Source organism: Desulfosporomusa polytropa, assembly GCF_055380075.1.
Genome location: NZ_AP042400.1, coordinates 5,150,001 through 5,165,861, shown reverse-complemented (window position 1 = coordinate 5,165,861; position 15,861 = coordinate 5,150,001). Strand labels below are relative to the sequence as shown.

13 protein-coding genes and 5 tRNA genes are annotated in these 15,861 nt (G+C 45.7%); 3 read left to right on the top strand and 15 right to left on the bottom strand.

The genetic code is table 11. The features are described 5' to 3' along the window. Positions 1–30: 30 nt before the first annotated feature. Positions 31–300 (bottom strand): metal-sensitive transcriptional regulator, encoded by a 270-nt coding sequence (locus ACZ449_RS26065; RefSeq protein WP_464258920.1) that lies wholly within the window; start codon positions 298–300, stop codon positions 31–33. A 394-nt stretch (positions 301–694) separates the two neighbouring features. Between ACZ449_RS26065 and ACZ449_RS26060 the strand changes: the two genes are divergently transcribed. From ACZ449_RS26060 to ACZ449_RS26050, 3 genes are read left to right on the top strand one after another with little or no spacing between them, the layout of a single operon-like run. Beyond that, on the top strand, positions 695–1,804 hold the full coding sequence (locus tag ACZ449_RS26060; RefSeq protein ID WP_464258919.1) for a citrate/2-methylcitrate synthase: 1,110 nt from the start codon (positions 695–697) through the stop codon (positions 1,802–1,804). 23 nt (positions 1,805–1,827) lie between these two features. Beyond that, on the top strand, positions 1,828–3,756 hold the full coding sequence (locus ACZ449_RS26055; RefSeq protein ID WP_464258918.1) for an aconitate hydratase: 1,929 nt from the start codon (positions 1,828–1,830) through the stop codon (positions 3,754–3,756). 4 nt (positions 3,757–3,760) lie between these two features. After that, the gene (locus ACZ449_RS26050; RefSeq protein ID WP_464258917.1) at positions 3,761–4,762 is read left to right on the top strand and encodes an isocitrate/isopropylmalate dehydrogenase family protein; all 1,002 of its coding nucleotides are present in this window, start codon (positions 3,761–3,763) and stop codon (positions 4,760–4,762) included. Positions 4,763–4,868: 106 nt separating this feature from the next. Here ACZ449_RS26050 and ACZ449_RS26045 read toward each other — a convergent pair whose 3' ends face one another. The 14 genes from ACZ449_RS26045 to ACZ449_RS25980 form a co-directional block, all read right to left on the bottom strand. Then, positions 4,869–6,032: a sensor histidine kinase gene (locus tag ACZ449_RS26045; RefSeq protein WP_464258916.1), complete on the bottom strand. Its 1,164-nt coding sequence runs from the start codon at positions 6,030–6,032 to the stop codon at positions 4,869–4,871. Further along, entirely contained in the window at positions 6,025–6,720 is a 696-nt protein-coding gene (locus ACZ449_RS26040) for a response regulator transcription factor (protein ID WP_464258915.1), read from the bottom strand. Before ACZ449_RS26040 ends, ACZ449_RS26045 begins: the two co-directional genes overlap by 8 nt. A 231-nt stretch (positions 6,721–6,951) precedes the next feature. Then, positions 6,952–7,389: a hypothetical protein gene (locus ACZ449_RS26035; protein ID WP_464258914.1), complete on the bottom strand. Its 438-nt coding sequence runs from the start codon at positions 7,387–7,389 to the stop codon at positions 6,952–6,954. 27 nt (positions 7,390–7,416) lie between these two features. Next, positions 7,417–7,878: a hypothetical protein gene (locus ACZ449_RS26030; RefSeq protein WP_464258913.1), complete on the bottom strand. Its 462-nt coding sequence runs from the start codon at positions 7,876–7,878 to the stop codon at positions 7,417–7,419. A gap of 23 nt (positions 7,879–7,901) precedes the next feature. Then, positions 7,902–11,060, bottom strand: a complete 3,159-nt coding sequence (locus ACZ449_RS26025) for an efflux RND transporter permease subunit (protein ID WP_464258912.1) — start codon at positions 11,058–11,060, stop codon at positions 7,902–7,904. Between the two features lie 11 nt (positions 11,061–11,071). Beyond that, complete coding sequence (locus ACZ449_RS26020) at positions 11,072–12,370, bottom strand: efflux RND transporter periplasmic adaptor subunit (protein ID WP_464258911.1); 1,299 nt, start codon at positions 12,368–12,370, stop codon at positions 11,072–11,074. A gap of 100 nt (positions 12,371–12,470) precedes the next feature. Beyond that, positions 12,471–13,814 carry a TolC family protein gene (locus tag ACZ449_RS26015; RefSeq protein WP_464258910.1) on the bottom strand — a complete coding sequence of 448 codons (1,344 nt, stop codon included), beginning with the start codon at positions 13,812–13,814 and terminating at the stop codon, positions 12,471–12,473. A gap of 243 nt (positions 13,815–14,057) precedes the next feature. Then, a complete protein-coding gene (locus tag ACZ449_RS26010; protein ID WP_464258909.1) occupies positions 14,058–14,345 on the bottom strand; it encodes a DUF2680 domain-containing protein in 288 nt (95 codons plus the stop codon). 256 nt (positions 14,346–14,601) lie between these two features. Beyond that, positions 14,602–15,219: a hypothetical protein gene (locus ACZ449_RS26005; RefSeq protein WP_464258908.1), complete on the bottom strand. Its 618-nt coding sequence runs from the start codon at positions 15,217–15,219 to the stop codon at positions 14,602–14,604. Positions 15,220–15,352: 133 nt separating this feature from the next. After that, positions 15,353–15,428: transfer RNA gene (locus ACZ449_RS26000), tRNA-Thr, on the bottom strand. 11 nt (positions 15,429–15,439) lie between these two features. Next, positions 15,440–15,515, bottom strand: a tRNA-Phe gene (locus ACZ449_RS25995). Positions 15,516–15,523: 8 nt separating this feature from the next. Then, positions 15,524–15,600 (bottom strand) — tRNA-Asp (locus ACZ449_RS25990). A 13-nt stretch (positions 15,601–15,613) separates the two neighbouring features. After that, positions 15,614–15,689 (bottom strand) — tRNA-Val (locus ACZ449_RS25985). Positions 15,690–15,749: 60 nt separating this feature from the next. Beyond that, positions 15,750–15,824: transfer RNA gene (locus ACZ449_RS25980), tRNA-Glu, on the bottom strand. Positions 15,825–15,861 lie beyond the last annotated feature (37 nt).

The following is a 15,861-nucleotide window of genomic DNA, read 5'->3' as shown; positions in this document are numbered from 1 at the left end:
AACCTTCACCCCTTCAATGATATACTTTGTTCACTTTGTAAACTTGGACAAAACGCCTATCAGCTCATCGACCGCCTCTTCGGTTCGATTTTCCTTTATAGCATTAACCACACAACTTTTCGTATGGCTTTCAATCATAATCAACGCCACTTGATTGAGCGCCGCCCGAGCAGCCATAATTTGCTGCAGGACATCCACGCAGTAGCGGCCCTCATCAATCATCTTCTCAATTCCATTGATTTGCCCACCAGTTCGGCGCAGTCTTTTTTTGACATCTGTTTTTTCGCGTTCATTTAACATTTTTATCCTCCATATACAATACCCCTGTATAGTATATATTGTAGAATGGTAATTCACTTTCGTCAACACTTATGTTTAGGATTTTTCTTCGAAATATACCCCGACAGCAGCTAATGAATCTGACATTACATCCATTTATGAAAACTTTTCGCAAAAAGGCTGTCCGCGTTAATTTGCTGACAGCCTTTTTCTAATACGATCCTTTTAATAGGCACTTTCGTCTCTTTGGGTTGATCGATTATGTAATATGTTGTGTTTCATTGATAATTATTGTGTATGTTTTGTAATAAATTACTTGATTATCTAAGAAATCACTATTATAATGAAAAGCATTATACCTTATAAGTATAGCATTACAGTGTAAAACACAACGTTAGAGAGAGGAGCTGAGATAATGGCTGGAATGACCGATGTGATTGCTTGTGAAACTTCGATCTGCTCCATTGAGAATGGTATTCTCCGCTACCACGGTTACACAATAGATGATCTGACAAAAAACGCTGCCTTTGAAGAAGTCATCTATTTATTATGGTATGGACGGCTGCCTAACAGACTGGAGTTAAAAGCACTGAAGGAAGATATGGCTGAAAATTCCAAGCTGCCCCCTGAGATTTATGCTCTATTACAATTATATGCGCCTTGGGGAAATGCAATGGCCAAACTTCGTACTTGTGTATCCTTTCTCACTCATTTTGATGATGAAGTAATGGATCATTCCTTTGGAGCCGATCACCGCAAAGCAATTCGTATTATGGCACGAATTGCTGCTATTGTGGCGGCAATAGACAGAATCCGCAAAGGCCTCGATCCAATTGAAATAAACACCATATCCTCCAATTCTCTGGCAGAGACTTTTCTCTGGCTCCTTACCGGTGAGAAACCAGCTCCCATTGCAGTTAAAGCCTTAGATACCTGTTTAATCCTGCACGCCGAACATGAATTAAATGCATCCACTTTTGCTGCTCGCGTTACAGTATCTACCATGTCAGATATTTATTCTGGCATCGTATCTGCTATTGGCACATTAAAAGGACCCTTGCATGGTAATGCTAATGAACAGGTTGCTGTTATGTTAGAAGACATTGGTAACATAAATCAGGTAGAACCATATCTTGATCAAAAAATTAAAAACGGCGAACTAATAATGGGCTTTGGTCATCGGGTATATAAGAAAGGTGACCCTCGCGTTAAATACTTACGACCACTAGCAAAAGAACTTGCCGAGTGGCGGCAAGACTCTCGTTGGTATGAAATGGCGCTAAAAATTGAAACTATCGTCCAGGACCGCAAGGCTTTACTGCCAAATGTAGATTTTTATTCTGCACTGGTGTATACCTCGCTGGGCATACCGCGTGATCTATTTACGCTCATATTTGCTATCAGTCGGACAAGTGGCTGGCTTGCACATATCCTGGAACAGCACGAAAACAACCAGTTGCTCAGGCCTAGAGCAAAATACATCGGTAAAAAAGAAGTAAATTGGATTGCGGTTGAGGATCGCTAATGCCGGTATAAGGAGGAAAAACTATGGCTCTTACTCTCACAGAAAAAATACTTGGTTCTCATTTGGTCAGTGGCGAACTGAAATCAGGTACAGAAATAGCTATCCGTATTGATCAGACATTAACCCAGGATTCCACCGGAACCATGGCTTACCTACAGCTGGAAGCGATAGATATTCCCAGGGTTAAAACGAAACTGTCTGTAGCTTACATTGATCATAATACATTGCAGTGCGGCTACGAAAATGCCGACGATCACCGGTATATCGAAACAGTGGCTGCCAAACATGGCATCGTGTTCTCTAAACCCGGTAACGGCATCTGTCATCAGGTTAATCTGGAACGCTTCGGACGTCCGGGCTGGACATTGCTCGGTTCAGACAGTCATACGCCAACAGCCGGTGGTCTGGGAATGCTTGCCATCGGTGCCGGCGGTCTTGATGTAGCAGTAGCGATGGCGGGCGGAGCATACTACCTGCGTATGCCCAGTGTCTGCAAGGTAGAACTAAGAGGACAACTACCTCCCTGGACGTCAGCAAAAGACATCATCCTAGAGTTGCTCAGCCGACTGACTGTAAAAGGCGGAGTAGGACGTATCTTCGAATATTGCGGTCCAGGCCTGGCTCAGCTTTCTGTTCCAGAAAGAGCAACAATCACCAACATGGGGGCTGAACTTGGTGCAACAACCTCTATCTTCCCTAGCGATGAGCAAACCCAGACTTTCCTTGCCAGCCAAGGAAGAGCCGATTCCTGGGTTTCACTTACTGCTGATGATAATGCGCGATACGACGAAGAAGTAATTATAAACCTTAACGACCTAGAACCGCTTATTGCCAAGCCACACAGTCCTGATAACGTTGTTCCGGTACGGGAATTGTCCGGTATCGCTTTAGATCAGGTTCTTATAGGAAGTTGTACCAATTCTTCTTACTCGGATTTACTAAAAGTGGCTAAAATCCTTGAAGGAAAAAGTGTTCATCCAAACATTTCGCTAGCCATATCTCCTGGTTCGAAACAGGTATTAGCGATGCTTGCCAGAGATGGTGCCCTAGCGGCGATGATTCAGGCCGGCGCACGGATTCTGGAATGCGCATGCGGCCCCTGCATTGGCATGGGACAGGCGCCCCGCTCAGGTGGGATATCGCTACGCACATTTAATCGCAATTTTGAAGGACGCAGTGGAACACCAGACGCCCAAATTTATCTCACCAGTCCCGAAGTAGCAGCCGCCAGTGCCTTAACGGGAGTGCTTACCGACCCGCGGGAACTAGGAAATCCGTCGGTAGTCAATATCTCAGTTCCCGTAATAGCCGACAACAACCTCTTAATTCTCCCGCCGGAAAATGGCTCAGATATTGAGATAATCAGAGGCCCGAACATTAAGCCTTTTCCCCGGGCTGACAAACTACCACTGGCGCTTTGTGGCGAAATTCTGCTAAAACCAGGCGACAACATAACTACCGATCATATTATGCCTTCTCATGCACATTTACTGCCCTACCGTTCCAATATCCCTCATTTGGCCAACTACTGTTTTCATAGTCTTGATCCTGCTTTCCCCGAAAGAGCCAAAATGAAAAAAGGCGGATTTATTGTCGCCGGAACCAATTACGGCCAAGGTTCCAGCCGGGAACATGCTGCCCTGGCCCCCTTGTATCTGGGGATAAAAGGGGTAATCGCCAAATCATTTGCCCGTATCCACAGAGCCAATCTCATTAATTTCGGTATTGTTCCTTTCACTTTTAATGACATTTCTGATTACGCTGCGCTTGAACTTGGAACTGAAATAATGATAGAAAACATTCAGGAACAAATACTTGCCGGTGATAGTATTAAGGCAACCTATGGAGAAGCAAAGCGCACGATCCTCCTAAAAGTTGATCTTACCAGCCGGGAGCAAAGTATACTGCTTGCCGGTGGTCTGCTCAATCACACCAAAGAGAAAGGAGAGTGAGACCATGGATAAGCATAAAGTAACCCTCATTCCCGGCGACGGTATTGGGCCGGAAATCAGCAAAGCGGTTCAGACAGTATTTGCAGCCGCCGGTGCACCAGTAACCTGGGATGTTTGTACTGCCGGGCATACAGCATTAGCGTCCCTGGGCACGGCCCTGCCTGATGAAACATTAGCCAGTATAAAAGCAACCCGCCTGGCTCTTAAAGGTCCATTAACCACAGACATCGGCAAAGGTCACCGCAGTATCAATGTAACGCTGCGGCAAACTTTCGATCTTTACTGTAACCTGCGACCGGTAAAGAAACTGGCTGGAGTAAAAAGCCGCTACGACAATGTAGATCTCGTCGTTTTCCGCGAAAACACCGAAGACCTCTATGCCGGCATTGAGCACAAAGTAGGCAAAGACGCTGCCGAATCAATAAAGATCATTACTGCAGCCGCTTCCCTGCGAATTGCCGAAGCAGCCTTTCATTACGCTGTTACCCATGGCCGGCGCAAAGTAACAGCCGTGCACAAAGCAAATATTATGAAACTTTCAGACGGTCTCTTCCTGGAATGCGCCCGGCAAACTGCGGCTAACTATCCGTCAATAGAGTATAACGAAGTCATCGTTGACAATCTTTGTATGCAGCTAGTGATAGCTCCGGAGAAATTTGACATCCTCCTGGCACCAAATTTGTACGGTGATATCATATCCGACCTGTGCGCCGGCCTGGTAGGCGGTCTTGGTGTGGTGCCTGGAGCTAATATCGGCGCAGACTGTGCTATCTTTGAGGCCGTTCACGGAACAGCACCCGACATTGCCGGGAAAAATATGGCTAACCCAATTGCACTACTGCTATCTGGCGTTATGCTGCTTAATTCCATTAATGCCAGGGATATTGGCACCCGGGTCGAACAGGCCATTATCAAAGTTTTGTCTGAGGGAACGACGCTCACTCCTGATCTTGGTGGTTCGGCCACAACCGAGGATATTACAGCAGCTATCATACGGAATTTGTAATTAGGAAAATCAAAAACATCTTTATTTCGAAAAACAGGGAGAAGCCTAATGGCTCTCCCTGTTTTGATTAGTACACTTTGTCTTAATTTAACTCAATGCGAAAAGCTTATGCAGATATTATGGCTTTTTCGTGAACTTTTACAGGCAACAGGACATAGAACGTGCTCCCTTTACCTACTGTGCTCTCAACTTGCACTTTACCACCGTGAATCTCGGCAAGTTGTTTGACGATTGCCAACCCAAGTCCGGTACCTCCACTTTTTCTATCCCGTGATTTTTCACCTCGATAAAAGTGGTCAAAAACATGGGGTAAATCAGCAGCGTCGATACCTGGTCCATTATCAGCAACAGTGACCTTTACCCAGTCTTTTTTTTCGAGCTTTGTTAACTCAGTTGAAATAATTACCTGCCCACCAGATGCTGTATAGCGAATGGCGTTAGTGACAAGATTGTAAAATAGCTGGCATATTCTATCGGCATCAGCAGTAATTAATGGCAGTCCTTGTGCCAAGTTCTGCTCAATTACGATTTGTTTTTCGTCAGCAAGTGGCTTTAGCATATATATGGCCTGTTCAACCGTCTGATTGACCGCAATCGCTTTGACCTCTAATGACAATTGGCGAACTTCTGCAAGTGATAAATCCTTTAGGTCTTTGATTAACCGTGACAGACGGACAGCTTCTTCGTGAAGGGAGGTTAATTGTTTGTGGTTAGGCTCAATGATGCCATCAATCATTCCTTCCAGGTGGCCTTGGATAACAGCAAGCGGGGTGCGCAATTCATGGGCTATGTTGGCGAGAAACTGCTGCCGTAGCTTGCTGTTATTATCAAGAGTTTCCGCCATGCTGTTGAAAATCAGGGCAAGACTTCCCACTTCATCGTTGGATGCTACAGGGACTTTCTGAGCAAAATTACCTCGCTCAATCTCGAACGCAGCAGTGCTTAATTTCCGCAGCGGTGTGGTAATACTGCGGGCCAGAGCATAGCTTGCCGCCAAACCCGCTACTAATAGCGCTACCCCAACCCAAATAAGCGACTGATGTACTGATGTTAAAAAGTGCTGTTCTGATATTCCCATCATGACGGCTTGCTCCTGACTGCCAGGGTTCATATAATTCATTACATTGCGGTGCGTTTCCATTTGCTGAACAGTAACATATTCTTGGAACAAATCAGTCATTTGTGCGTTAGCCAGATAGATAAGCAAAAATACAGTTATAGCTACGGCTAGGAACATAAGTCCTGTAATCCGATAAATAATACTATTCATTGAGGATACCTGCCATACGGTAACCTACTCCATAGACGGTTTGAATATAAATCGGCTCTTTCGGGTTATCCTCAATCTTGCGCCGCAAATTCTTGATATGCGCGTCAACAGTGCGTTCATAGCCTTCGAAGGAATATCCTTGAGTCTGTTCAACGATTTGCAAACGACTAAATACTCTCCCCGGATTAGCTGCCAATAGTTCCAGCATCTTAAACTCTGTTGGTGTGAGTTCCAGAGGTTGTCCGCCTTTTGTTACCTGATACTGTTCCAAATTCATGGTTACATCACCCATTCGAACCGGTTCAGTTTTCACCGTTATCCGTTTTGTCCGACGCAAAATAGCTTTGACGCGAGCCACAACTTCTTTAGGGCTAAACGGTTTCGTCACATAGTCATCAGCGCCAATCTCTAGACCAACTAATCTATCGCTCTCTTCATCCCGAGCTGTCAGCATTAATATAGGTACCTCACTGTCCCTTCTTAGAGTCCTGCAGATTTCCCATCCATCCATCCCTGGCAGCATTAAGTCAAGCACCAGGATGTCGGGGCCTTTATCACGAGCAATTTTCAAAGCAGTCAGACCATCATTTGCGGTAAATACAACAAATCCATCCTTTTGAAAGTAGAGTTGCAGCAACTCTACCAATTTTACATCATCATCAACAATTAAAACCGACCTTTGCGGCATGGTTTCCCCTCCTAGTAGTATCTTTTAGCATGGCTTACCTTCTTGTTGTTTATTTAGCTTCCCATTCCATTTCCTATTCAGTACTTATTACCTATATTATACAAATAAAATATGAATATTGTATGAAGATATTATGCGTTTTGTTGACAACTTACATGTCCTAAAAGCAACAGCCCTCTACCAATTAGAGGGCTGTATGTGAAACACACTGTTTATTGTTGCGATCTGGCTCTATCCGTGGTGCCCGCTATGTCCATCGGAAGAATTAACTGGAGCTTGCTCTACCATCTGAGAGCTGCTGTGATCGCTGTCCATATCCACAGAATTAACTAAGTCAGACATCATTTGATGAAAACTCATATCCTGCTGGAGCATTTGTTTCATGATGCCTTGCATCTCCGGAGTTTTCATGACATCTTTCATCGCTTTTTGCATTTCGGGGCTTTTCATCATTTCAACGCATTGTTTGTGCATCTCAGGACTTGTCATCATTTGGGCCATGGCCTTCGCATCCATTTTTTCCATCATGGCTCCCATCTGATCTGTCTGCATCTCACACGTCTGCGGATTTTTTTCCGCCGCGTTAGCTATCGTTGGCCTAACACCTAAACCGAATACAGACGCAGTTACAAGACCGCCAACAACCCAAATTGCCACTTTCTTCTTCATTACAATCCCTCCCCCTTTCCGAACCACTTAATGACTCATACTTTGCAGGTGGGTGCTCGTCTGCTTCATAAGGTCCTGCATAGCCTTTACTTTGCCCGCTAAGACACTGGGGTCTGTTTTACCTGAGTTTACACTGTCTTTTATCTCAACTGCTGTTTTACGCAGGTTATCTTTTAAACTGGCATCCATCATATGCGGCATAACCTTATCTGTGGTGCTCACGAGTTGTGCGGCGCTCTTTTGCGCGTCCATGGTTTGGCCAGCCTTCACTTGCTTGACCACGTCTTGTAAATATTTATCCAGGTCTTTCATCATGGGCATCGGGTCTTCCTTCGGCATTGCCGCACTATGCCCTTGATGACCAGTTGCAGCTTGCTCTTGACTGGCCGGTGCCTGGGCCGCCGGTTTTTCACTAGAGCCACAACCGGCTAGTAGAGACATAACTACGGTAATAGCTAAAATACCTAGTACTACTTTACTTTTTTTCATAATTGAATAGCCTCCAATTGATTTTATTTAAGATTCTTGCGTTCACGCCACTGGTTCCAGACCAGATAGATGCATGGCAGCACAATCAGCGTCAAAATTGTCGATGTAACCAAACCACCTACAACTACCGTGGCCATTGGCCGCTGCACCTCAGCGCCGGTACCAGTCGCAAAGAGTAATGGAAACAAGCCCAAACTAGCAACCAAGGCGGTAATCATAACCGGCCGCAAGCGAGTGAACGCACCTTCAATAATGGCCTCTTCTAAGGTTCGGTGGTCCCGCAGGTGTTTAATGTAGGTCACCATGATGACTCCGTTTTGCACCGCAATCCCAAAGAGAGCGATGAAACCAACAGCAGCTGCTACCGTCATATAGGTGCCGGTAACATACATGGCTATAATTCCACCCACTAAGGAGAACGGAATGTTCATCAGGATAAGGAAAGCATCGCTGGCAGACTTAAAGGTCATATAGAGTAAGAAGAAGGTGAGCACGATGACTGCTGGCACTACCAGTGACAGCCGGTCTTTCGCCCGTTGCTGATTTTCATACTGGCCAGTCCATTTCAGGGAATAGCCAATAGGCAAATCAACCTTTTCCTTAATGACCTTGTTGGCTTCATCAACAAAACTAACTACATCCCGTCCCCGGGTGTTCATCTGTACGATCATCCGGTAGACGCCGTTTTCGCTGCTGATCATCGACGGACCGTCCACAACCTGGAACTGAGTCACTTCGCCCAGTTGTACATAGGCACCAGTAGCCGGGCCTGCTGCTGGTGCAATTGCAGCGCCACCCATGCCGCCCATCCCGCCACCACCACTTTTCGCCGCTGCACCGCCACCGGTTACCGGAATGAGAATATTTTGCATAGCGTCTATGGTTTCTCGATTTTCCCGGTTATAACGTACTAAGATGTTAAAACGTCTTTTGCCTTCGATTGTAGTGGTGGCAGTTTTTCCACCTACTGCCAATTCAATAGCATCTTCTACATCGGCAATACTAAGACCATATCGGGCTGCTTTTTCCCTGTTGACTTGAATCTCCAAGTAGGAAGCACCAAAGACTCGCTCAGCCAATAGATCGCTTACTCCTGGCACTGTTGCCAACGCCTTTTCAATGTCAAAGGCTTTTTGCTGCAGCACCTTGAGGTCTTCCCCATAGAGTTTGATGCCGAGTTCGGTACGAACACCGGTGGTCAGCATGGATAATCGGCCAGCGATCGGCTGGGTAAAGGCCAAGTTAAGTCCTGGGATATTGGCTAGTTTGACCATCATTTCCTGTTCAATCGTCTCTTTGGTCATACCAAGCCGCCATTGGTCTTTTGGTTTTAGTGTGACAATGGTTTCAATCATACTAATCGGCGCTGGGTCCATGGCCGACTCGGCGCGTCCTACTTTCCCCACAGACATGTCGATTTCCGGAATATCCATAATGACTTTATCCATGGTTTTAGCAGCTTCTAGTGCTTCTGTAAGTGATACACTGGGCAGCATGGTCGGCATCACCAGGAATGTTCCTTCATCCAACTCCGGCATAAAGGTAGTGCCAATAAGCGGTAGCAGTGAAAACCCGGCAATCATCACGACAACAGCAATCACAATGGTGATTTTATGGTACTTCATCACGGTTTTTAGGAGCGGTACATACCCTTGATGCATTTTAGTAACAATCCATGTGTCCTTTTCCTGGATTTTACCTTTGAGCAACAAGGTGCACAGCACCGGTACCAAGGTGAACGCCAGTAGCAGTGATCCGCTCATGGCAAAGGATTTAGCCCAGGCCATCGGGGTATACATCTTACCTTCGGTGCCAGTCATGGTAAATACGGGCAAGAAAGTGACAATAATAATAGTGATAGAAAAGAAAATTGGTGCGGCTACTTCCTTAGCTGCTTCCAGCGTTACGTCAACAATGTTGCGTCGCCCGCCGTCCTCCGCCAAATGCCTAAAGATGTTTTCTACCATAACAATGGCTGCGTCGGTCATGACGCCGATGCCGATGGCAATACCACCAAGCGACATTAAATTGGCCGAGAGGTGAATCTGTTTCATCGCAATCAGCGCTATCAGAATACCGATAGGAATAGCACTGGTCACAATCAAGCTGGATCGGACATTCCCTAAAAAGAGAATTACAATAAGCGAAACTAAGATGAATTCTTCAACCAATGCCCGTGTCAATGTATTGACCGCTTTTTTCACCAGGTCGGTCTGGTCATAAAAAGGTACAATCCTCATGCCTTCCGGTAAGGTTGGCTGAATTTCAGCGATCTTGGCTTTCGCTTGATCGATAACGTTTAGTGTGTTTTCGCCCATGCGCTGAATGACAATACCACCGGCTGCTTCATAACCGGATTTGGTCAGTACGCCCCGGCGAAAGTCCGGTCCGGCGGTCACATTGGCTACATCTTTGATATAAATAGGTACATTGTTGTTTTGGGTGATTACAATGTTTTTAATGTCGTCAATAGACTGGATTAGTCCCAACCCACGGATGATGAATTCCTGACCGTTTTGTTCAACTACTTTGGCACCGATGTTAGCGTTATTAGCGCCGAGCGCGCCATATACCTGGTTGAAAGTAACCCGGTAGCTTTGCAGAAGGTGCGGATCAAGATTGATCTGGTACTGCATCACATAGCCGCCAATGCTGGCAACCTCAGCTACCCCCGGTACAGCACTTAGCTGCTGCTTAATAGTAAAGTCCTGGGTGGTGCGCAAGTCCGCTAGATTATGGCGGTCGCTTTCTACGGTATACATGAAGACCTGTCCCATTGGTGTGCTGACCGGCCCCAAGGCGGGTTGCACGCCGCGTGGCAATTGGGGAATGGCTTGCTGCACTTTTTCATTTACAACTTGCCTGGCAAAGTAAGGCTCTACCCCATCTTCAAAGATTACTGTTATCAGTGACATCCCAAAGGACGAAGCTGACCGTACTTCTTTAACCTTTGGCAACCCCCGCAAGGCAGTCTCTAACGGATAGGTGACTTGGTCCTGAATTTCCTGCGGACCCCGGCCCATCCAATCGGCCGAAACAAGTACTTGATTTTCACTGAGGTCAGGAAAAGCGTCGATGGGGGTATCGCGCACGGCAAAGACTCCCCAAACAATAACCATTGCGGCTAATACCAGGATAATCACGCGGTTTTTCAAGGAAAACTCGATTAATTTATTGAGCATGCTGATCCTCCTTACTGAACACTATGGCCGCTGTGTTCGCCCCCTGCAGCCGGTGGTGCAGTCGGTGCAGTTGGTGCCGATACCGGAGCAACTGCTCCGCTGGTTTGAGCGCCTGTAGCAGCAGGTGTACTAGCGGCTCCCCCGCCGCCATGACCGGCATGGCTGCCAAAGCCGCCTAATTTAGTCTGAGAGTCAATAAGAAAGGTAGCGGCTGTTACCACAGTTTCACTAGGTTGCAGCCCGGATAAGATTTGGACATAACCATCGGCATATTGTCCTGTAACTACATCGCGTTTGACGAAGGTATCGTCGCTTTGTGCGACAAAGACGATTTTACGGCTGCCGGTATCCAAGACACTGGATTCTGGGATGACTAGGCTGTCTCCCAGCGGTATTTGGACATTGGCATTAACGAACATATTAGGTTTCAATTTACCGCTAGGATTGGCCATCTCCACCCGCACTTTGACCGTCCGGGTGGCATCATCAAGCACCGGGTTAATAAAGGTCACTTGTCCAGTAAAGGTTTCGCCCGGGTAGGCTCCACTATTTACCATGACCGGCTGACCTGGTTTAATACCGGCTATGTCTTTTTCGTAAATATCGGCATACAGCCAGACAGTCGATAAATCCGACAAACTGTACAGTTTGTCGCCAGGCATAATAAAGGCTCCTGGCAGTACTTGTTTTTCCAATACGGTTCCCCCGAATTGGGCATAGATGGTCATATGATCATTGATCTGTCTAGTATGTTCCAGATGAGTGATATCGCTGTCAGGCACATTTAAGAGTTGCAATTTTCGCCGGGATGCCGTTACCAGGCTTTTGTTGATCTGGACTATGTCTTTGCCGGCATTTTTCAGTTTCTGCACATTTTCCAGCGTTAACAAGTATTCTTCCTGAGCCGCAATATAGGTTGGACTATATACCGCGGCGATAGCCTGTCCGGGGGCAATCGTTTCTCCATCAGCGGTTACGTAAAGTTCATCCACTCGTCCCTCGACCCGGGAAGTAATATAGGTCCGGCCACTTTCATTCATGGCAATCTTGCCGGTGGTCTTGATTTCCTTTGTCAACGGCTTAACAATGGCTTGCGCGGTTTGCACCCCGGCCAATTGCCGGGCCTTAGCATCCAGGGTAACAGTATCACCCATGGCCATCACCGGGGCATTTGTTTGGTGCCCCGTATGGTCTACAGCCGCTGGTTTATTATGCTGAGCAGTATAGTAGTAGCCCGCACCGCCGATTACCAGAACACCGGCGGCTACACCAATAATAAGTTTCTTTTTGGCCTGTAGTTTTTCGATCATGCTGTCCTCTCCTTCTCACCCTTCGGGTATAAGAGCGACATCGGCTTCTGCCTTCGCTGTCGCTCGACACAAGTCGTGTCTCCTTTATCCGGCTTACTAATTATGGCTGCACTCCATTGATGAATAAAGGCTTACCTACTGCTTTCTCCAAATTAGCCGCCGCTTTTTCATAATCTGTCTTAGCTTTATATAAGCCTAATTTGGCATTGCGCAGGGTATTCACTCCTTCTAGTACTGTCATAAGGTCTACCTTACCGTTGGTATACCCTACAAGGGCAGCCTGATAGGTCTGCTCGGCCTGGGGGATGATGGTATTTTTATACAGGTCAATCTGCCGCCACGTAGCTTGCGCTTCGGTAAGCGTCATTTGGACATCAAGTTCGGTCATATTTTTCATATTCTGCAGGGCAGCTTGCGAAGCAGCAAAGCTAGCCTGTGCTGCGTTTATTTCAGCTCTGTTTTTACCTTGCCAGATGGGGAACATTGCCATGACTTCAATCTTCCAGGTCGGCTTTCTATCGCCGAGCATGAATGTTGTTTTCATAGGGTCCATAGGATCTGCCTGTGATTCAATCATGGGTTCTTTATTCTTTTTGTAACCTAAATTGACCTCAAAATCAGGCAGTTGCTGCTTCTTTGCTAAATCGATTCCGTTTTGGGCCATGTCCACTTGATACTTCATCCCTGCTACAGATGGCTTATTTTCAGTGGCGTTTTTTATTAGGTCAGCCAAATCAAAATTAGGCGGAGGAGCTGTAAATTCTTCTAGAACTTCGAAGGCTTCATTGGTACTGCGTCCCATCAGATTGTTCATCTTTGCTTTGGCTACCGCCTCCATTGACGCCATATTTAACAAATCAATTGTCATCTGGGAAAACTCAGTCTGGGCTTTCAGCGTATCCTGAAGGGGCACCATACCTGTCGAGTAATTGACTTGAGCCAACTTTGCAAGCTGACCCATAAGCTCTTGGCTCTCCTTACCAATTACCAGTGCTTGTTTGGAATAAAGATAATCGTAATAGGCCTGTTTTGTTTGTGCGTAGATCTCAACCTGCTTCTCATCCCAGGCAGTTTTGGTCATGTTTGCTTCATTCTCTGCCATCTTACCCATCGCTTTAAGCTTAGCTGGATTCATAAATTCCTGACTAATACTAAATTCTGTCATCATGCCTTTACCAGGATTCAAACTTGTGGTTGGGATATCATCCTTCATAAACCCGACCTTGAGATTAGGCTGGGCTGTAACTGCGGGAATGCGACTAGACTTCTCCTCCCACTTTTTTTCAGTTTCTACAACCGCTGGGTTGTTTTTGATCGCAGTGTTTACGATCTCTTGCAGAGTCAGGGGCTGCTCCTCTGCAAGGACTGGCGGTAAATTTGTTGCTAGCATAATACTACATACTATAAGTGCTCTGATAATGCCAGCCTTTGGGATACTGCTCATTGTTGATCCTCCTCAAATTTTAGCTTTCCGACCCCAAGCCTCAATGGCTTATGTAGCGTACAGTAGTCTGTCGTGCCTAAACTATACACTACCTTAAGAATTTGAATAAATTATGAAGATCGAGGGAAACACTGCTGAATTCGATAAAATATTTTAATAAAAGCACTTATCTAGTCGAATTATTACGACTTATCAAAAATAAACAGCCCTCTACTACTACCGAGAGCTGTTTTGAAATTATTGTTACTGTTGTGGAACGACAGTAGCTTGCTGGCTAGATTGGCAGTTAGCATTGCCACCCATTATGCCGTTCATCATTGAACCCATGTTAGCCATATGCTCATCCATGGCTTTAGCTTGTTCAGGCGTGAATACACCATCTTTTACATGCTGCTCCACCATGTTTTTGTGCATTTCACTCATTTGTCCTTTATCCATCATCCCTGGTGCAGGCGACTGAGCGAAAGCCAAGGTGGCGCCCACCGCGATGACCAGTGAACTTACAAGACCAATAACTAAACCTTTTTTCATTTTGATTTCCCCCTTTTGTTGATTTGTCTTGATTATAGCAAGTCATTATGAAGAACCTATGAAGATATTTTCGTTTTTGTTCTACTTAACAATTCGCTTCTCAAAATCAAAGCATAATTAAAGTTCCTGCTCAACCGCCTAATCAATATAAAATTGGTTAAAAAAAATTACCCATGTTTCAAAAACATGAGTAATTTTTTCTGCAATAACTATGTCATACTTCCCACCGGTTAAAAACTAATAGTTGCAATTCTTCTTATTTTATTAAGTTAAGGGCAACATTGGTATGGAGATAAATTGTTTTGTCATCTGTCGTAACGTTGGATAGTACGAGTTGATCGCCGATGGTTTGTCCGATACCAGTTGTGAATAGGCTGGTAGCAAAAGGTTTTAGATTAATATCTACGGTATTGCCATTTACTTTACTTTCTATGTTGGCTTGGGCGAGAGGATTACCGTAGATATCAGTGATGAAGCCTAGGCTCATTTGGTTCATAAACCATGATGCGATAGAGTTACCTAGCAGTTCCTTTTTGTCAATGTGTAGTTTTAATAGGGCATTATCTTTGTCAAAGTAAAATTGTTTAATGGTGCAATTTAGTCGTATAGTACCTGTTTTTTCGACAGTTGTTGTGAGCGTAATTTTATTGTTTTTATGTATGCTAATAGTAGAGTCCTTTATTTTGGGGTTATTGGCGATGGTTTCTGCAAAGTAGGCATTAAGAACTTCTTCGGGGATGGCGTAGATGCCAGTTTGCATGTTTGCTATGGATTGCGCTTGGAAGAGTTCAGTTGTTATATCAGGTGTTTCTGCATTGACGATAGGAATAAGGGAGTAGATGAGTATAAAACATAGGAATAGTAGCCGCTTCAAAGGATCATCTCCAATTATTAATAATAAATCCAGGAACAACGAGCCTTACTCGGTTCCTGGATTTTATCTTGCCGCTTATGCAGCTTATAATTTTTTTATATAGTGATCTTTCGGGAATTCATCCAGGCATAAATGGAGCTGGCGAGAGGAATTGAACCCCCAACCTGCTGATTACAAGTCAGCTGCTCTACCAATTGAGCTACGCCAGCATAAATAGAAATGGTGCCTCAGGACAGAATCGAACTGTCGACACGAGGATTTTCAGTCCTCTGCTCTACCGACTGAGCTACCGAGGCGAATAAAATGGCGACCCTGAACAGATTTGAACTGTCGATCTCCGCCGTGACAGGGCGGCATGTTAGACCGCTACACCACAGGGCCGTTTGTAAGAGAATGGTGGGCGATGACGGGATCGAACCGCCGACATCCTGCTTGTAAGGCAGGCGCTCTCCCAGCTGAGCTAATCGCCCATATTCGACGTTCGATTTTAGACTTTCGATTGTCGCACATCGAACATCGCATGTCGTAATTGGTGACCCGTGGGGGAATCGAACCCCCGTTATCGCCGTGAAAGGGCGGTGTCTTGACCGCTTGACCAACGGGCCATGAACAATTCTAACTAGGAATACTCTTCCTCACTAC